Origin of the sequence: Pseudomonas sp. PI1, assembly GCF_000812405.1 — a bacterium.
Lineage (GTDB): Bacteria > Pseudomonadota > Gammaproteobacteria > Pseudomonadales > Pseudomonadaceae > Pseudomonas > Pseudomonas citronellolis.
Genome location: NZ_JWMC01000072.1, coordinates 1 through 16,044, shown reverse-complemented (window position 1 = coordinate 16,044; position 16,044 = coordinate 1). Strand labels below are relative to the sequence as shown.

Here is a 16,044-nt window from a genome sequence, read left to right as displayed (position 1 = left end):
CGGAGTACAAGCGGCGGGGGCGGGCAGGGCATGCCCGCCGGGCGGCTCATGGCGCCACGGCGATCGTTGGAAAATAGTGCGGCGCGATACCGCGGGAGACTGTTAGGTATTTGCAATGCGAGGACGCTGTAGGAGTACTCATGACTACCCCTTCCGAGGTATCGGCAAGCCACCTGCGGACGCTGCTGGGCAACCCCTCGTTCGCCCTGCTGCCGGCGGAGGTGCGCGACGAGGTCCTGGCCCACGGCCGGCAACGCCGGCTGGCGGCCGGGCAGCGGCTGTTCCGCCGCGGCGACCGGGCCGATGGGCTGTACATAGTGCTGGAGGGCTCGCTGCGCCTGAGCGGCACTTCCCGGGATGGGCTGGAGGCGGTGCTGAACTTCTACGAGCCGGGCTGCTGGGTCGGCCTGGTGTCGCTGCTCGATGGCCAGCCGCGCATCCATGATGCCCAGGCGGCCATGCCGTCCCTGGTGCTGCAGCTCACCCCGGCGGACGTCGAAAGCCTGATCGGCCGGCATCCCGCCTTCGCGCGCTTTTTGCTGCACCTGCAGAGTTCGATGCTGCGCGCGTTGCTGGTCGGCTTCGAGGCCTTTTCCACCCAGTCGCTGGAACAGCGCCTGGCCAGCCGCCTGCTGGCGCTGGCCGCGGCCTTCGGCTCGGCCAACGCCGATGGCGGGCTGGCCATCGAGCTGCGCCTGTCCCAGGAGACCCTGGCGCTGCTGCTGGGCAGCACCCGCCAGCGGGTCAGCCAGTTGCTGAAGAAATGGGGCCAGGACGGCATTATCGAGCAGAAGTACGGCTGCATCGTGGTGCTCGACCGGGGTCGGCTGGAGGCGCTGGCCCGGGAATGAGGCTTCAGCCTTCCTGGCACTCCTGCCAGCGCTTGCGCGCGCGCAGGTAGGCGGCGGTGTCGGCGTAGCCGAGGCGGGTGGCGATGCGTTCGCGGTCCAGGCCCTGCAGCTCCAGATATTGCTCGAGCTCCGTGCGCACCGCGGCCAGCACCTGGCGGTAGCCCAGGTTCTGCTCCAGCAGGCGCCGGCGCAGGGTGCGGGGGGTCATGTGCAGCGCCGCGGCGGCGCTCTCCAGGCTGGGCGCGGCGCCGCTTTCCAGTTCGCCGCGGACGTGCTGCGCCACCCGCGCGGCGGCCCCGCTGAACTGCTGCAGGCGCGCCAGGCGCTGTTCCAGGCCGCTGACGATCAGCTCCACCAGCACCGGGTGGTGGCCGCGCATCGCTACCTTGAGCACGCTCCTGTCGAAGACCAGGCGGGTGCGTTCGCAACCGAACTGCAGGTTCGGCCCGAACCACTCCCGGTACTCGGCGTGGTAGGGCGGCCGCGAGTAGGCGAACTCGGCGCGTAGCGGCAGCACGGGTTCGACGCAACCTTCGCGCAGCTGCGTCATGGTCATCGCCAGGGCGTGTTCGCTGTAGTGCCGGCGCAGGCTCTCCGAGGCCTGTATCTGCACCTCCAGCACCACTTCGCCAGCGGCTTCGACGATGCGCAGGCGGTCGAGGTCCGAGCCCAGGCGGGCGAAGCGCTGCCAGTGCCGCAGGGCCTCGCCGACGTCGGAGCAGCACAGGGTGAGGGGCACCAGCACGAAGCGCTCCCTGGGCAGGAAATGGCTGAACAGGTGCAGGCCGATGGCCGGGTCGATGCGCGCCGCGCGCTGCCAGAGGCGCTCCAGCTGCGCCCGGTCGAATTCCTCGGCGTCGCTGTGCTCGCCGAGGTAGCGGGCCAGCACCCGGCCCATGGCGCCGCGGTGCCGCGGCTGGACCGGCGTGGCCACTTTGGTTCGGTTTTTGTCCCTTTCTGGCATGTTCGCCAGCGTCCTCTTGCCGTTTCATGTGGCCGTTCGAGCGTGCTGTCCCGCCCTGCCGATCGGCGGCCAGCCACGTCCTGCCGTTGATGATAAACCGAGAATAAGAAACATGACCCGCAAATACCTGCCACGCCGCGCCGCGACCCTGGCCACGCGCCTGCTATTGCTCGCTCTGCCGGTACTGGGCGGCGCCGTCCAGGCGGCGGACAAGCCCAACATCGTGGTGATCTTCGGTGACGACATCGGCATGTGGAACCTCAGCGCCTACAGCCGTGGCGCCATGGGTTACCGCACGCCGAACATCGACAGCATCGCCAAGGGCGGCGCCATCTTCAGCGACCACTACGCCCAGCCCAGCTGCACCGCCGGGCGCGCCGCCTTCATCACCGGCCAGCTGCCGATCCGCTCGGGCATGACCACCGTCAGCCAGCCGGGCGGGCCGCTGGGCCTCAAGCCGCAGACCGTGACCCTGGCCGAGGTGCTCAAGACCCAGGGCTACACCAGCGGCCAGTTCGGCAAGAACCACCTGGGCGACCGCAACGAGTACCTGCCGACGGTGCACGGCTTCGACGAGTTCTTCGGCAACCTCTACCACCTCAACACCGAGGAGGAGCCGGAGGACGTCGACTACCCGGCCGACCCCGGCTTCAAGAAGCGCTATGGCCCGCGCGGCGTGTTGCACTGCTACGCCACTGACGGCGAGACGCCCGGCGACGACCCGCGCTTCGGCAAATGGGGCAAGCAGCGCTGCGAGGACACCGGCGCGCTGACGCGCAAGCGCATGGAGACCGTCGACCAGGAGCTGATCCAGGCTTCGTTCAAGTTCATGGACAAGGCCGTGGCGCAGAAGAAGCCGTTCTTCGCCTGGATCAACACCACGCGCATGCACGTCTTCACCCACACGCCGAACCAGTACCTGGAGCGCTGCAAGCAGTTCACCAGCGGCGAGGACGAACACTGCGCCGGCATGCTGCAGCATGACGAGGACGTCGGCACGGTGCTGAAGAAGCTCGACGACCTGGGCATCACCAAGGACACCATCGTCATCTACTCCACCGACAACGGCCCGGAGCACGAGACCTACCCCTTCGGCGGCACCAGCCCGTACCGCAGCACCAAGATGACCACCTGGGAAGGCGGCGTGCGCGTGCCGATGATGGTGCGCTGGCCGGGGCACATCCCGGCGGGCGAGGAGCTCAACGGCATCCAGTCCCACGAGGACCTGTTCACCACCCTGGCGGCCGCCGCCGGCATGCCCGACGTGCGCGAGCGCCTGGCCAAGGGCGACGACCTGGGCACCGGCGTGGTGAAGAAGAACTACATCGACGGCCTCGACAACCTGGCCTACTGGGAAGGCAAGACCGACCAGTCGGCGCGCCACGAGATCTTCTACTACGCCGAGAGCCGCCTGCAGGCCGTGCGCCTGGACCAGTGGAAGGCGCACTTCTACACCCGCGACGGCTACTACGGCAGCACCACGACACTGGAGATGCCCTGGCTGTTCAACATCCGCCAGGACCCCTTCGAGAGCTACGACCAGGCGCCCGGCCCGCGCGCCAACCTGCTGCAGAAGAAGACCTACCTGTTCAACCGGATGACCGACGCCATAGTCGCGCACCTGAAGACCTTCAGGGACTTCCCGCCGGCGCAGAAGGGCGTGTCGCTGAGCTTCGACCAGCTCAAGGAACAGATCACCAAACAGGCCGAAAAATGATCCCCCGGCGGCCGCCCGACGGCCGCCAGGTTTACCCTCGCGCGCCCGTCGCGCGCAGAACAACAAGACCGGAGTTTTACCCCCGATGAGCCAGCTCAGCCCCGCCGCCATGCAAGTCTTCGCCGCCATGCAGAACGCCCCCGTGGTGTCCCGCGACCACGCCCGCGAGGCGATCCTGCTGCTGGAGGACGACCTGCCCTGGGTCGCCCTGCCCGACGGTTCCACCATCCAGCTGCTGCACGTGGACCTGAACCAGAACCTGTGGATCAACCGCACCCGCATGAAGCCGGGCTTCGGCGTCGACACCCACTACCACACCGGCCCGGTGTTCGCCGTCACCCTGCAGGGCGAGTGGTTCTACCGCGAATACCCGGACAAGGTGAACAAGGCCGGTTCCTACCTCTACGAGCCGGCGCATTCGCTGCACACCCTGTGCGTGGCCGAGGACGCCACGGAGATCGCCGACGTCTGGTTCGCCATCTTCGGCAGCAACGTCGACATCGACGAGAAGGGCGACGTCATCCGCATCCTCGACGCCAAGACCGCCCTGGCCGTCTACCGCGCGCTGTGCGCGGCCGAAGGCAAGAGCTGCGACAAGCTGATCGTGCTCGGTGAGTGAGATGAGCCGGTTGCAGAGCGCATTCGTCACCGGCGCCGGCGGCTTCATCGGCCGTCACCTGGTGCGCCAGTTGCTGGCCGAGCAGGTGGCCGTGGTGGCCCTGATGATGCCCGGCGAAGCCGTGCCGGCGGAGTGGGGCGATAACGTCCGGGTGGTGGTCGGCGACGTGCGCCGGCTGCTCGAACTGCGCGAGCGGATCGGCCCGGTGGACGCCATCTTCCACCTGGCCGCGGTGGTCAGCGACTGGGGCAGCACCCAGTCCCACGTGGAGGTGACCGTCAAGGGCACCGAGCAGGCCATCGAACTGGCCCTGGGCTGGGGCGCGCACTTCGTGGTGACCACCAGTGTCTGCGCCTTCGCCAGCGCCCTGGCCAAGGGCCGGCTGAGCGAGGACAGTCCGGTCGGCGTGCCGTCGTCGGCCTATGAGTTCTGCAAGCAGGAACAGGAGCGCGTCACCCGCGAGGGCGTGGCGCGCGGGCTCAAGGGCACCATCGTGCGGCCGGCCAACGTCTTCGGCGTCGGCAGCATGCCCTGGGTGAACTCGCTGGTGCAGGTGCTGCGCGAGGGCGCGCCCTGCCTGCTGGGTTCCGGCGACTGGGACGCCGGGCTGGTGCACGTGAACAACCTGGTGGCGCTGCTGATCGCCGCCGCGCGCTCGGAGTACGTGCACGGCGAGGTGTTCATCGCCGCCGACGGCTTCGGCGTGACCTGGAAGACCTACCTGGAGGCCCTGGCCCAGGCCGCGCAGACGCCGCCGCCGAAAAGCCTGCCGAACTGGCTGGCGCGCTTCATGGCCAGCGCCCTGGAGTGGTGGGGGCACCTGCGCAAGCAGACGCAGCGCCCGCACCTGACGCGGCAGACCTTCCGCCTGATGGGCGGGCCCAACGAGTTCGCCATCGACAAGGCCCGGCGCCTGCTCGACTACCGGCCGCCGGTGAGCTTCGAGGCGGCCATGGCGGAGCTGGCCGAGCATTTCCGTACACAACGCCAGGCGTCGGCAGGCGCCGCAAGCGCAACAGCAGGACTGGGGAGCCAGGCATGAGTCAGTGGATCCACGGCGCGCCGCGCGTCGCCTTCATTTCCGGCGCCGGCAGCGGCATCGGCCTGCAGGTCGCCAAGGCCCTGGTGGGCGAGGGCGCCAGCGTGGCGCTGTTCGACCTGCGGGTGGAGGAGGGCGTGCTCGCCGAGCTGCGCGCCCTGTGCCGGCAGCCGCAGCAGAAAGTCGAGGCCTTCATCGTCGACATCACCCAGGCCGCCGAGGTGGACGCGGCGGTGGACGCCGCCGCCACCAGGCTGGGCGCGCCGGACTTCGCCTTCAATTCCGCCGGCATCCTGCGCACCGCGCTGTTCACCGAACTGCCGGCGGAAACCTTCGAGCTGGTGGTGCGCATCAACCTGATCGGCAGCCGCAACTTCGCCGCCGGCGCGCTGCGCTACATGCAGCGGGGCAGCCATCTGGTGCTGGTGGCCTCGCTGTCGGGAATCGTGGGCGGCTACACCCAGGCCGCCTACTGCGCCTCCAAGTTCGGCGTGGTGGGCCTGGCCGAGGTCCTGCGCCTGGAGCAGAAGCCGCGCGGCATCGACGTCTCCGTGGTGTGCCCCGGCGAGATCGCCACGCCGCTGCTGACCTACGAGCGCCAGCATGGCAGCAAGGTCACCGAGGCGCTCAACGCCACCGCCGGGGTGCTGACGGTGGAGGAAGCCGTGGCCGGCATCCTCGCCGGGCTGCGCAAGCGCGAATTCATGATCACCCCGGGCCTGCGCGCCAGGCTGTTGCGGGGCATGGCGCGCAAGACCAGCTCGCTGATGCGCTGGCTCACCGACCAGACCCTCGCCAAGGCGCTGCAGGCCGAGCGCCGCTGAGCCGCGCCGGCCGCGGCTGGGGCCGTGGCCGGCAACCCTTCCGTCATTTCCAGGGGAGCCTTTCATGTCGCGTAGAACTCTGATGATGCCGCTGTTGCTGGCCCTGGCCCTGCAGGGCCAGGCGGCCGAGTCCGTCACCATGGAACCGGTGGGCGGGCAGCCCGCCGCGGGGGAAAAGCCCTCGGTGAGCGACTTCGACTACCAGGTGAAGTACCAGCGCGCCTTCGAGGCGGTGCTCTGGTCGCTGCCCAGGGTGCAGACCCAGGGCGGGCGGGAGGCCACCCTCGGCGGGCTGGGCATCAAGGACAACGACATAGTCGCCATGTCCGGCACGGCCACGCCCAAGTTCGAGACCTGGACCGCCAACAGCTCCACGCCCTACGTGTTCGCCTATTCCGACCTCAGGCGCGAGCCGGTGGTGCTGGAGGTGCCGGCGGCCGGCCCGGACGGCAGCCTCTACGGCCAGGTGGTGGACGCCTGGCAGCGCACCATCGCCGACATCGGCCCCTCCGGAATCGACGCCGGCCGTGGCGACAAGCTGCTGCTCACCGGCCCGGACTTCAAGGGCACGGTGCCGGCCGGCTACCGCCAGGTGGTGTCGCCGACGCGGCGGATCGTCTTCGCCTTCCGCTCGGTGCGTGCGCCGGGCAAGAGCGCGGCGGACGCCTATGCCTACGCCAGGCGCCTGAAGATGTACTACCTGTCGCAGGCGGCCCGGCCGCCGCAGCAGCGTTTCGCCGACCCGCTGAACCAGCGCTATTCGTCCCTGCTACCGCAGGACGAGCGCTATTTCCAACTGCTCCACGACACCGTCACCTACGAACCGGTGCAGCCCGAGGACAAGCACATGCTCGGCCTGCTGGCCTCGCTGGGCATCGAGCAGGGCAAGCCCTACCAGCCGGACGAGAAGACCCGCCGGGCGATGCGCCAGGCCGTGGTGGACGTCTGGTTCTACCTGCAGCAGCGCTTCGACCAACTGCCCAGGGACTATTACTACTGGCCCGACCGCCAGTACGTGCCGCTGCTGCTGCCGGACGCCAACCGCGGCTTCAGCTTCGACTACCCCGGGCGCATCGACGTGGATGGCCGCGCCCTGGCGTTCTTCTGGTGCACCCTGGTGCCGCGGCAGGTGCCCGAGCGGCCGGCGGCCTACTACCTGATGGCCATGGCCGACAGCCGGGGCCGGCCGCTGGAGGCGGGCGCCAGCTACAGGCTGGTGGTGCCGGCCGACATGCCGGTGAAGCAGTTCTGGTCGCTGACCCTCTACGACCGCGCCACCATGGCCTTCATCTACACCCCGCAGAACCGCACCACGCTGGACTCCTACGGCCTGGACAAGATGAAGAAGAACGCCGACGGCAGCGTGACCCTCTACGTCGGCCCGCAGGCGCCCAAGGGCCTGGAGTCCAACTGGATTCCCACCGGCGGCAAGCGGCCGCTGCCGGCCCTGCGCTTCTACGGCGGCACCGACGCGCTGTTCGACAAGCAGTTCAAGATGCCCGACTTCGAGCGCATCGACGAGCCGGCCGCCGCAGCCGCGCCCGGCGTCATGCCCGCCGGCCTGGCGATGGGCAGCCACCTGCTGCCATGACGGATGCCTGGCATGCGCTGTAGATCCTCGCTGCTGGCTGGCTGCCTGCTGTTCGGCGCCGGCCAGGGCTGGGCGGTGGAGAACGGCGCCGGCTTCTACCTGCTCGGTTCCCGCGGCCCCATGGCCGGGGTGCTGCCGCCGCCGGGGCTGTACCTGCAGAACGACCTCTACCGCTACAGCGGCAGCGCCGGGGCGAGCCGGGACTTCCCCCTGAACGGCAAGGTGGTGGCCGGCATCCAGGTCGAAACCTGGCTGGAAATGCCGACGCTGCTCTGGTCCACGCCCGCGCAACTGCTCGGCAGCAACCTGGGGTTGTCCTGGAGCCAGCCCCTGGGCGGGCCCGGCCTCGACGTCGACGCCGAGCTGACCGGGCCCCAGGGCGGGCGCTTCGCCAGCGACGTGCACGCCTCCAACTACACCTACGGCGACCCGGTGCTGGCGGCCTTCCTCGGCTGGCACCGCGGCAACTTCCACTGGCAGGGCGGGGTGGCGCTGAACGTGCCGGCCGGCGACTACGACGACCAGGCCCTGGCCAACGTCGCCTTCCACCACTGGGGCGCCGACCCCTTCGCCGCGCTGACCTGGTTCGACCCGGCCATCGGCCTGGACCTGTCCGTCGCCGCCGGCGTCACCATCAACGCCGCCAACCCCGCCACCGACTACCGCAGCGGCAACGAGGCGCACCTGGAGTGGGCCGCCGAGCAGCACTTCGGTCCGCGCTTCTCCGCCGGCCTGCTCGGCTACCACTACCGCCAACTGACCGGCGACGGCGGCCGCGGCGCCAGCCTCGGGCCCTTCCGGGGCCGCACCCGGGCCCTGGGCGCGACCCTGGCCTGGAACTTCCCCGGCGCGCGGCCCTGGTCGCTGCGCCTGAAGGCCTACAAGGAGCAGGGCGCCTACAACCGCCTGGAGGGCCACGCCGCCTACCTGACGCTTTCCGTGCCCCTGTCTTCGTTCTGACGCGCAGGCGGGGGCCGCACCAGTTCCAACCCAGAGCAAGGAGTTCATGATGAAAGCCACACGCACGATGCTGTCCGCGCTGAGCGTGGCCGTCGCCCTGGCCGCCGGGCAGTGCCTGGCCGCGCCAAGCTATGCCGATCCGCAGGTCAGCCTGGTGATGACGCCGCAGAAGGTCGCCCAGGCCCAGGAGATCGACGCCTACAACCTGGGGGTGATGGCCTACACCTGGGGCTACCCGCTGGTGCGCCTGGAGCGGATCCTGCGCGAGTACATCGACGTACCGGCGAACAAGCCGCCGACCAGCTACCGCGGGCCGCTGAACCAGATCGGCTGGGCCACGGCGCTGTCCACCCCGGCGGACAAGGACATGCCCACGGCCAACAACGACACCCTGTACATGAGCGCGGTGGTCAAGCTGGACGAGCCCTACGTGCTGAGCGTGCCGGACACTGCCGACCGCTACTACGTGATCAACGTCTTCGACATGTACCACGACCTGGAGCACTACATCGGCCGCCGCGCCACCGGCACCCAGGCCGGGCGCTTCGCCCTGGTGCCGCCGGGCTGGAAGGGCACTCTGCCCGAAGGCGTCAAGGCGCTGCCGGTGAGCACCGACAAGGTCTGGCTGTGGGGCCGCGTGCATATCCGCCAGGGCGAGGACCTGGCGCCGGTGCTGGCGCTGCAGAAGCAGTTCGACCTGCGCCCGCTGAGCCAGCTGGGCAAGGCCGGCTACGTGCCGGCGAAGCAAAGCCTGCCGGCGCTGCCGTCGATCGATGGCGACGAACTGGGCTTCTTCACCCACCTGGGCTACGCCATGCAGCACAACCGCATGAAGACCGTGGACCAGGCGCTGGTGGGGCAACTGGCGCGCATCGGCCTCACCCCCGAGCACGGCTTCGACCGCAGCAAGCTGACCGCCGAGCAACTGCGCGGGCTCAAGCGCGCCCTGGCCGACGGCCCGCTGGTGGCCGGCAAGGCCACCATGACCTCCACCGTGCTGCGCAATGGCTGGAACGTGGCCCTGGTCAAGGAGTTCGGCTACGACTACCCGGGCCGCTCGGTCATGGCCGGCGCCTACCTGGGCGGCAACCTGGCGGAGGAGGCGGTCTACCCGATCCGCTTCACCGACGAGCAGGGCAAGCCGCTCAACGGCGAGAACCCGTACCGCCTGACCTTCGCCAAGGCGCCGCCGGTGGGGGCGTTCTGGTCGCTGACGATCTACAACGCCGGCGACAAGATGCTGGTGGACAACCCCATCGGCCGCTACAAGGTCGGCTCGGACACCCCGGGCCTGCAAGTCGCCGCGGACGGCTCGATCAGCATTCCAATCCAGCACGCCCAGCCGGCCGGCGCAGGCAAGGCCAACTGGCTGCCGGCGCCCAAGGGCGACTTCTACCTGCTGCTGCGCCTGTACCAGCCGGACGCCAGCATCCTCGATGGCAGCTACGCGCTGCCGCAGGTGACCCGCGCCCGCTAGCGGCGCGGCGGATCGCGGACGGAGTCCGCTCCTACAAAGAGGAATGCCGTGCTTTACGGCGACCTGTAGGAGCGGGCCCTGCCCGCGATTTCGCGCGCAGGGCGCGCTCCTACAGGGGAATGGCGCGGGTGGGGCGGCGTAGGTGCGACTGTCCTGCGCCCCGCGCCGAGATGCGGCGGATAACCGCGAACGGTTATGCGCCCTACGAACTCGCCGGCTGACGCTGAACTATCCGACCGCTCCGAACGGCCCCCTCTCCCGCTTGCGGGAGAGGGCTGGGGAGAGGGCGCTCTTCCGCGAGTCTTTTCGTAGGAGCGAGCTTACAGGGAGGAATACCGTGCTTCACGGCGACCTGTAGGAGCGGGCCCTGCCCGCGATTCGCGTGCAGGGCGCGCTCCTACAACGGAATGGCGTAGGTGGGGTTGCGTAGCGGATCTCATCCGCGAATCGCGCCGGAGGATCCGGCTAATCGCGGACAAGGTCCGCTCCTACGGGGGGAGGAATACCGTGTCCCCCGGCAACCTGTAGGAGCGGGCCCTGCCCGCGATTCGCGCGCAGGGCGCGCTCCTACATTGGAATGGCGTGGGTGGGGTTGCGTTGCGGATCTCATCCGCGAATCGCGCCGGAGGTTCCGGCTAATCGCGGACAAGGTCCGCTCCTACGGGGGAGGAATACCGTGTCCCCCGGCGACCTGTAGGCGCGGGCCCTGCCCGCGATTCGCGCGCAGGGCGCGCTCCTACATGGGAATGGCGTGGGTGGGGGTGCGCAGGAGCGGATCTTATCCGCGAACCGCGCCGGTGGTTCCGGCTATCGCGGACAAGGTCCGCTTCTACGAAGAGCACTGGAGGCGCCATGGTTCGGGTGGCCCGGACCGCAAAAAAAATGGCGACCCGAAGGTCGCCCAAAACCACAGGTGCTGCTGCTCAGCGAACCCCGTCGCTGCGCAGGGCAGCCGGGGTGAATTTGGCGGCGGAGGAGGGTTCGCCGAAGCGGATCCAGCTCTTCTCCTGGTTCATCATGCCGCTGACCGCGTAACGGCCGGAGATCAGGTCATACAGGGACTCCAGGGCGTACCAGGGCACCTGCTGCTTGTAGTCCTGGGTCAGCATGGCCTCGCCTACGCGCCACAGCTGGCCGCGGCCGTCGTACTGGTCGGACAGGGCGATGCTCCAGGAGTCCTCGTCGACGTAGAAGCGGCGCTTGGCGTAGATGTGCCGCTCGCCCTGCTTCAGGTTGGCTTCCACCACCCAGACGCGGTGCAGCTCGTAGCGCGCCAGGTCCTGGTTGATGTGGCCGGCCTTGAGGATCTCGTCGTACTTGTGCTTGGGCGAGGCCAGCTCGTAGTTGTTGTAGGGGATGTAGATTTCCTTCTTGCCCACCAGCTTCCAGTCGTAGCGGTTGGGCGCGCCGTTGTACATGTCCAGGCCGTCGGAGGTGCGCAGGCCGTCCACCTCGGTGGTCGGGCTGTCGTAGGCCACCTGCGGGGCGCGGCGCACGCGGCGCTGGCCGGCGTTGTACTGCCAGGCCATGCGCGGTTCCTTCACCTGGTCCAGGGAGTCGTGCACCAGCAGCACGTTGCCGGCCAGGCGTGCCGGCTCGGTCACCCGCGACTTGTAGTAGTACAGGAGGTTCTCCGCGTCCTTGGCGTCCAGGTCGGCCATGCCCTTGGGCACCGCCAGGTCTTCCTCGTAGCGGATGGCGGTGAAGCTGCCGCTGGTCTGCGGCGCGGCGGTGACCGAGGCGCGCAGGATGTTCACGCCGCGGAAGCGGGTGATGTGGTTCCACACCACTTCCAGGCCGTCCTTGGGAATCGGGAAGGCCACCCAGCGGCTGTCGGCGAAGCCCTGCAGGCCGTTGCCGCCCTGCACCAGGCTGGTCTTCAGCGCGCTGGTCTTGGCCGCCTGGTAGATGAAGTCCGGGACCACGGTGCTGCGGTGGCTCGGGTAGACGTTCATCTTGTAGTCGGGGTAGCGCTTGAACATCGCCAGCTGGCCTTCGGACAGCTTGGCCTTGTACTGCTCGACGTTCTGCGCGGTGATGGTGAACAGCGGCTTCTCGCCGGCGAAGGGGTTGCCGGGGAAGCCCTTGGCATCCACCGCGGCGGCGTTCTGCGCCAGGCCGCCGGTCCAGGCCGGGATGCTGCCGTCGGCGTTGCCGGCCTTTTCCGCGCCCAGCGGGGTGAGGCTGGTGCCCAGCTTGGCGGCTTCGTCCGGCGACACCGCGGCCAGCACGCTGCCGGCCAGCAGGGACAGGGTGAATGCGCCGATCACTCGTAGTGCTTTGTTCATCGTTGAGTCCTCGCGGATCAGAAGTTCACGCCGACACTGAACGCGAGGAAATCGCGGTCGATCAGGGTGTTGTAGTCGCCGCCGAAGAAGTTGGTGTACGACAGGCTGGCGGTGTAGGTGTTGCGGTAGTCGGCATCCAGGCCGAGGCTGATGGCCTTGGCGCCTTCGTTGAAGGTCGGGCCGTAGCCTTCCACGTCGTGGGACCAGGCGATGTTCGGCTTCAGGTTGATGCCGGCGATGGCGTTGCCGTAGTCGAGGATGCCGCGGGCGCGGTAGCCCCAGGAGGTGTTGGTGTAGAAGCCGTGGGTGTTGCCCGGCGCCCACTGGCCGTACTCGGGGGAGCGGCCGTAGCGCATGGAACTGGTGGGTTCCAGGTCGCTCAGCTGGGTCAGGCCCAGTTCGCCCACCAGGGTCAGGCGGTCGGCGCCCATCACCTGTTCGAAGAAGTGGGTGAAGGTGGTCTGCACCTGGGTCATCGGCTTGCGTTCGTAGCCGCGGTTGATGCCGCCGGGCACGTTGGGCATGGTCGGCGAGCTGGTCGCCGCGATCGGGTTGAGCACCGCCAGGGAGACGTCCGGGGTGTTGATCTGCAGCGGCATGTTCGGCCGGTAGCTGATCTCGCCGTTCCAGGCGGTGCCGGTGGGCAGGCTGGTGGCGAAGCTCAGGCCGTAGAGGCGGATGTCCTCGGGGTACTCGATGAAGTAGTTGCTGTTGCCCAGCACGGTGCTCAGGGCCATGCCCTGGACCACCGAGGAGCAACCCGGGCGGCCACCGCAGGCGGCGCCGGTGGCGGCCAGGATGCGCCCCAGCGAGGCCAGGGTGGCGCCGTTGGCGGTCTGGCTGCTGTAGTAGGGGTTGCGGCTGTGGTAGTTCATGGCGTAGGCGCCGTACTCGACGTCGTCGGTCATCCAGCGCAGGGCCAGGCCCCACTGGCCGCTGTCGCCCGGCTCGCGGTCGCCGCTGCGCGGCAGGATCACCCCTTCGTCGTTGGCGATGAAGCCCTGGCCTGCGGCCGCGGCGATGGGCTCGAACTGCGCCATCAGCGAGCCGAAGCCGGGCGCGGCGTTGTTGGCGTTGTTCAGGTTGCAGCCGTGGGGGACTACGTCGGTGCCGAAGAAGGTGCCGCAGTTGTCCAGTACCGTCTTCTCCCACTTGAGCTGGTAGAAACCCTCGACGGACAGGCTGTCGGTCACGCTCTGCGACAGGTAGAACATGTTCACCGGCAGCAGCGCTTCCTTGATCTCGGCGCCGGGGCGGCGGATGGCGGAAACGTCGATGGGGTTGATGCTGTTGATGCTGTTGGGGATGAAGGTGCTCTCGCCCCAGCTCACCACCTGCTTGCCCAGGCGCACGCTGCCCGGCAGGTTCTTGATGTCGTAGTTGTGGTAGACGAAGGCATCGAGCAGCTGCGCGCCGGAGGAGCGGGCGCCCTTGTCGCGGCCGTCGTCGCTGATGTCCTTGAACGGCCGGCTCTCGTCCTTGAGCTCGAAGTCGTACCAGTACTTGCCGCGCACGAACAGGCCGGTGTCGCCGTATTTCAGCTCCAGGTCGTGGATGCCCTTGAACAGCTTGGAGAAGGTCTCGCCCTTCTCGAAGTTCACGCGGCCGTCGTCGGTGGTGTGGGTGGCGATGTTGCCGCCGTTGTTGTAGCCGATGAAGTCCTGGTGGGGGCTCTGGGTACTCCAGCTGGCGCCCAGGGACAGGGAGGAATCGAACTGCCCCTCGATCTCGCCGATATTGAAGTTGACCGCCTTGGCAGGGGCGGCCACGCCCAGGGCGACGGCCAGCGCGAGCAGCTGCGGTTGGAAGAATCCAGGTCTTGTTATTGTTCTCATGAAACGCTCCAGTGCAGGGGGTGGAAGACTGCAGGCACAAGCTATGTGGAGCGCCGGGGGCGGATAAGCGCGCGAAAGTACGAGTGGCGCATCGGAAGAAGGTATGAGTCGTGCTGTGGCGCGGGTTCCAGCGGGGTCCAGCAATACGCTGAATGGTCCTTCATTCACTGGCTCGGTGAGATGTGGGAGTTGTCTGAAGGAATTTCGCGGGGCAACGCGCGCGCCGGGCCAGGGCCCGGTGCGTCAGGAGGTCAGAAGGGCGCCCGCAGGCGCGCGGATCAGATGAGGTAGCCGCCGTCCACCGCCAGGCTGATGCCGGTGGTGTAGCTGGAGGCGTCGCTGGCCAGGTAGAGCACGGCGCCGGCCATTTCCTCGGGGTTGGCCACGCGCTTGAGCGGCACCCGCTGCAGGATGCCGTCGAGCACCGCCTGGTTCTGCACCAGGGCGGCGGCGAACTTGGTGTCGGTGGGCCCCGGCAGCAGCGCGTTGCAGCGGATGCCGAAGGGCGCGCATTCCTTGGCGAAGACCTTGGTCATGCTGATCACCGCGGCCTTGGTCACCGAGTAGATGCCCTGCAGCTCGCCGGGGCTGATGCCGTTCACCGAGGCGACGTTGACGATGCTGCCGCCGCCTTGCGCCTGCATCAGCTTGCCGGCTTCCACCGACATGTAGAAGTAGCCGCGAATGTTGACGTCCACGGTCTTCTGGAAGGCGGCGACGTCGGTGTCCAGCACGTTGCCGTACTGCGGGTTGGTGGCGGCGTTGTTGACCAGAATGTCGAGGCGCCCGAAGCGTTCGCGGATCCAGGCGAAGGTGGCCTGGATCTGCTCCGGCTCGCCGATGTGGCAGGCCACGGCGCTGGCCTTGCCGCCGGCGGCCTGGATGGCCTCGGCCACCGCCTGGCAGCCCTCCAGCCGGCGGCTGGATACGATGACCTGGGCGCCCTGGCGGGCCAGCAGGTGGGCGATGGCTTCGCCGATGCCGCGGCTGGCGCCGGAAACGAAGGCGACCTTGCCGCTGAGGTCGAAGGGGGCGGGTGTGGACATGGGCTGCTCCGGGAACGGTTGCGAAAGGGGCCGGCCACCGCCCCCGGTCGGATCAGGAGGCGCGTCTAGGGGCGGGGCCGGCCAGGCGAGGATAGGCAGCGGGGCGGAGCGGCGGTATCGCCCGGAAGTGCGATCAGGATGATGAATGGGGATGATGGGGCCGGCGCGTGGCGAGCCGGCCCCGGGTGGCGCCTCAGGCCTGTTCGCGGGCCGGCAGCATGGCGCGCAGCACGCCGTCGCGGCGCACGTGGTGGTGCCAGATGGCCGCGGCGGCGTGGCCGAGGATGAGGGCGAAGAGCAGGTACTGGGCGGTGACGTGGAAGGCCTTGGCCGCCTCGCGCGCGGCATCGGACAGCGGCAGCGGCGGGATTTCCACGAGCCAGAACAGGTTCACCGGACGCTTGCCGAACAGCAGGCCGGTGAGCGGCATGAGGATCAGCAGCGCATAGAGCAGGGCATGGCCGGCCTTGGCGGCCAGCAGCTTGAGGCGCTCGTCGGCCGGCAGCAGCTGCGGCGCGCCATGGCGGGCGCGGACCAGCAGGCGTGTGACGGTCAGGGCCAGGACGGTCAGGCCCAGGGACTTGTGCAGGGTGAACACCCCGCCGACGCCGCCGAGCAGGCCGGCGAACAGGTCCTTGCCGTAGGGCAGGGCGATGATGGCCAGCACCAGGAGGGCGCTGAGCCAGTGCAGGGTGATCTGGGCGGGGGTGTAGCGGGCTTGGGTCACGGGGGTTCCTCTTTGCGGACGCCGGCCTTGCCGAGGGGGCTTGGGGCGGGTCGTTTTTTCGTGGGAGCCGGGGAGGGTAACCGAAGGGGGTGGGTGTTATGGGGGG

At 68.9% G+C, this 16,044-nt stretch carries 13 protein-coding genes; 8 read left to right on the top strand and 5 right to left on the bottom strand.

Translation table 11 applies throughout. The features are described 5' to 3' along the window. Window positions 1-140 precede the first annotated feature (140 nt). Complete coding sequence (locus RN02_RS23135) at window positions 141-851, top strand: Crp/Fnr family transcriptional regulator (protein ID WP_052267809.1); 711 nt, start codon at window positions 141-143, stop codon at window positions 849-851. 4 nt (window positions 852-855) lie between these two features. On the opposite strand, the gene RN02_RS23130 is transcribed toward RN02_RS23135, so the two are convergent. After that, window positions 856-1,785 (bottom strand): AraC family transcriptional regulator ligand-binding domain-containing protein, encoded by a 930-nt coding sequence (locus tag RN02_RS23130; RefSeq protein WP_052267808.1) that lies wholly within the window; start codon window positions 1,783-1,785, stop codon window positions 856-858. Between the two features lie 142 nt (window positions 1,786-1,927). Between RN02_RS23130 and RN02_RS23125 the strand changes: the two genes are divergently transcribed. The 7 genes from RN02_RS23125 to RN02_RS23095 all read left to right on the top strand — a co-directional run bounded on the left by RN02_RS23125 (window position 1,928) and on the right by RN02_RS23095 (window position 10,042). Next, window positions 1,928-3,532 (top strand): arylsulfatase, encoded by a 1,605-nt coding sequence (locus RN02_RS23125; RefSeq protein WP_081884661.1) that lies wholly within the window; start codon window positions 1,928-1,930, stop codon window positions 3,530-3,532. An 85-nt stretch (window positions 3,533-3,617) separates the two neighbouring features. Further along, window positions 3,618-4,151, top strand: coding sequence for a 2,4'-dihydroxyacetophenone dioxygenase family protein (locus RN02_RS23120; RefSeq protein ID WP_051879015.1), 534 nt, complete (start codon window positions 3,618-3,620; stop codon window positions 4,149-4,151). A gap of 1 nt (window position 4,152) precedes the next feature. After that, entirely contained in the window at window positions 4,153-5,193 is a 1,041-nt protein-coding gene (locus tag RN02_RS23115) for an NAD-dependent epimerase/dehydratase family protein (protein ID WP_052267807.1), read from the top strand. Next, complete coding sequence (locus RN02_RS23110; protein WP_043271634.1) at window positions 5,190-6,014, top strand: SDR family NAD(P)-dependent oxidoreductase; 825 nt, start codon at window positions 5,190-5,192, stop codon at window positions 6,012-6,014. The genes RN02_RS23115 and RN02_RS23110 overlap by 4 nt, the downstream gene beginning before the upstream one ends. Window positions 6,015-6,078: 64 nt before the next feature. Further along, window positions 6,079-7,605 carry a DUF1254 domain-containing protein gene (locus RN02_RS23105; protein WP_236695217.1) on the top strand — a complete coding sequence of 509 codons (1,527 nt, stop codon included), beginning with the start codon at window positions 6,079-6,081 and terminating at the stop codon, window positions 7,603-7,605. Window positions 7,606-7,617: 12 nt separating this feature from the next. After that, window positions 7,618-8,565, top strand: a complete 948-nt coding sequence (locus RN02_RS23100; protein WP_043317167.1) for a SphA family protein — start codon at window positions 7,618-7,620, stop codon at window positions 8,563-8,565. Between the two features lie 49 nt (window positions 8,566-8,614). Continuing rightward, the gene (locus tag RN02_RS23095) at window positions 8,615-10,042 is read left to right on the top strand and encodes a DUF1254 domain-containing protein (protein WP_043317165.1); all 1,428 of its coding nucleotides are present in this window, start codon (window positions 8,615-8,617) and stop codon (window positions 10,040-10,042) included. A gap of 923 nt (window positions 10,043-10,965) precedes the next feature. On the opposite strand, the gene RN02_RS23090 is transcribed toward RN02_RS23095, so the two are convergent. The 4 genes from RN02_RS23090 to RN02_RS23075 all read right to left on the bottom strand — a co-directional run bounded on the left by RN02_RS23090 (window position 10,966) and on the right by RN02_RS23075 (window position 15,938). Beyond that, the gene (locus RN02_RS23090) at window positions 10,966-12,330 is read right to left on the bottom strand and encodes a DUF1329 domain-containing protein (protein WP_043317163.1); all 1,365 of its coding nucleotides are present in this window, start codon (window positions 12,328-12,330) and stop codon (window positions 10,966-10,968) included. A gap of 17 nt (window positions 12,331-12,347) precedes the next feature. Beyond that, a complete protein-coding gene (locus RN02_RS23085; protein ID WP_009622292.1) occupies window positions 12,348-14,165 on the bottom strand; it encodes a DUF1302 domain-containing protein in 1,818 nt (605 codons plus the stop codon). Window positions 14,166-14,443: 278 nt separating this feature from the next. Continuing rightward, the gene (locus RN02_RS23080) at window positions 14,444-15,211 is read right to left on the bottom strand and encodes an SDR family oxidoreductase (RefSeq protein ID WP_043317161.1); all 768 of its coding nucleotides are present in this window, start codon (window positions 15,209-15,211) and stop codon (window positions 14,444-14,446) included. 193 nt (window positions 15,212-15,404) lie between these two features. Beyond that, window positions 15,405-15,938, bottom strand: a complete 534-nt coding sequence (locus RN02_RS23075) for a cytochrome b (RefSeq protein ID WP_043317159.1) — start codon at window positions 15,936-15,938, stop codon at window positions 15,405-15,407. Window positions 15,939-16,044: the final 106 nt, after the last annotated feature.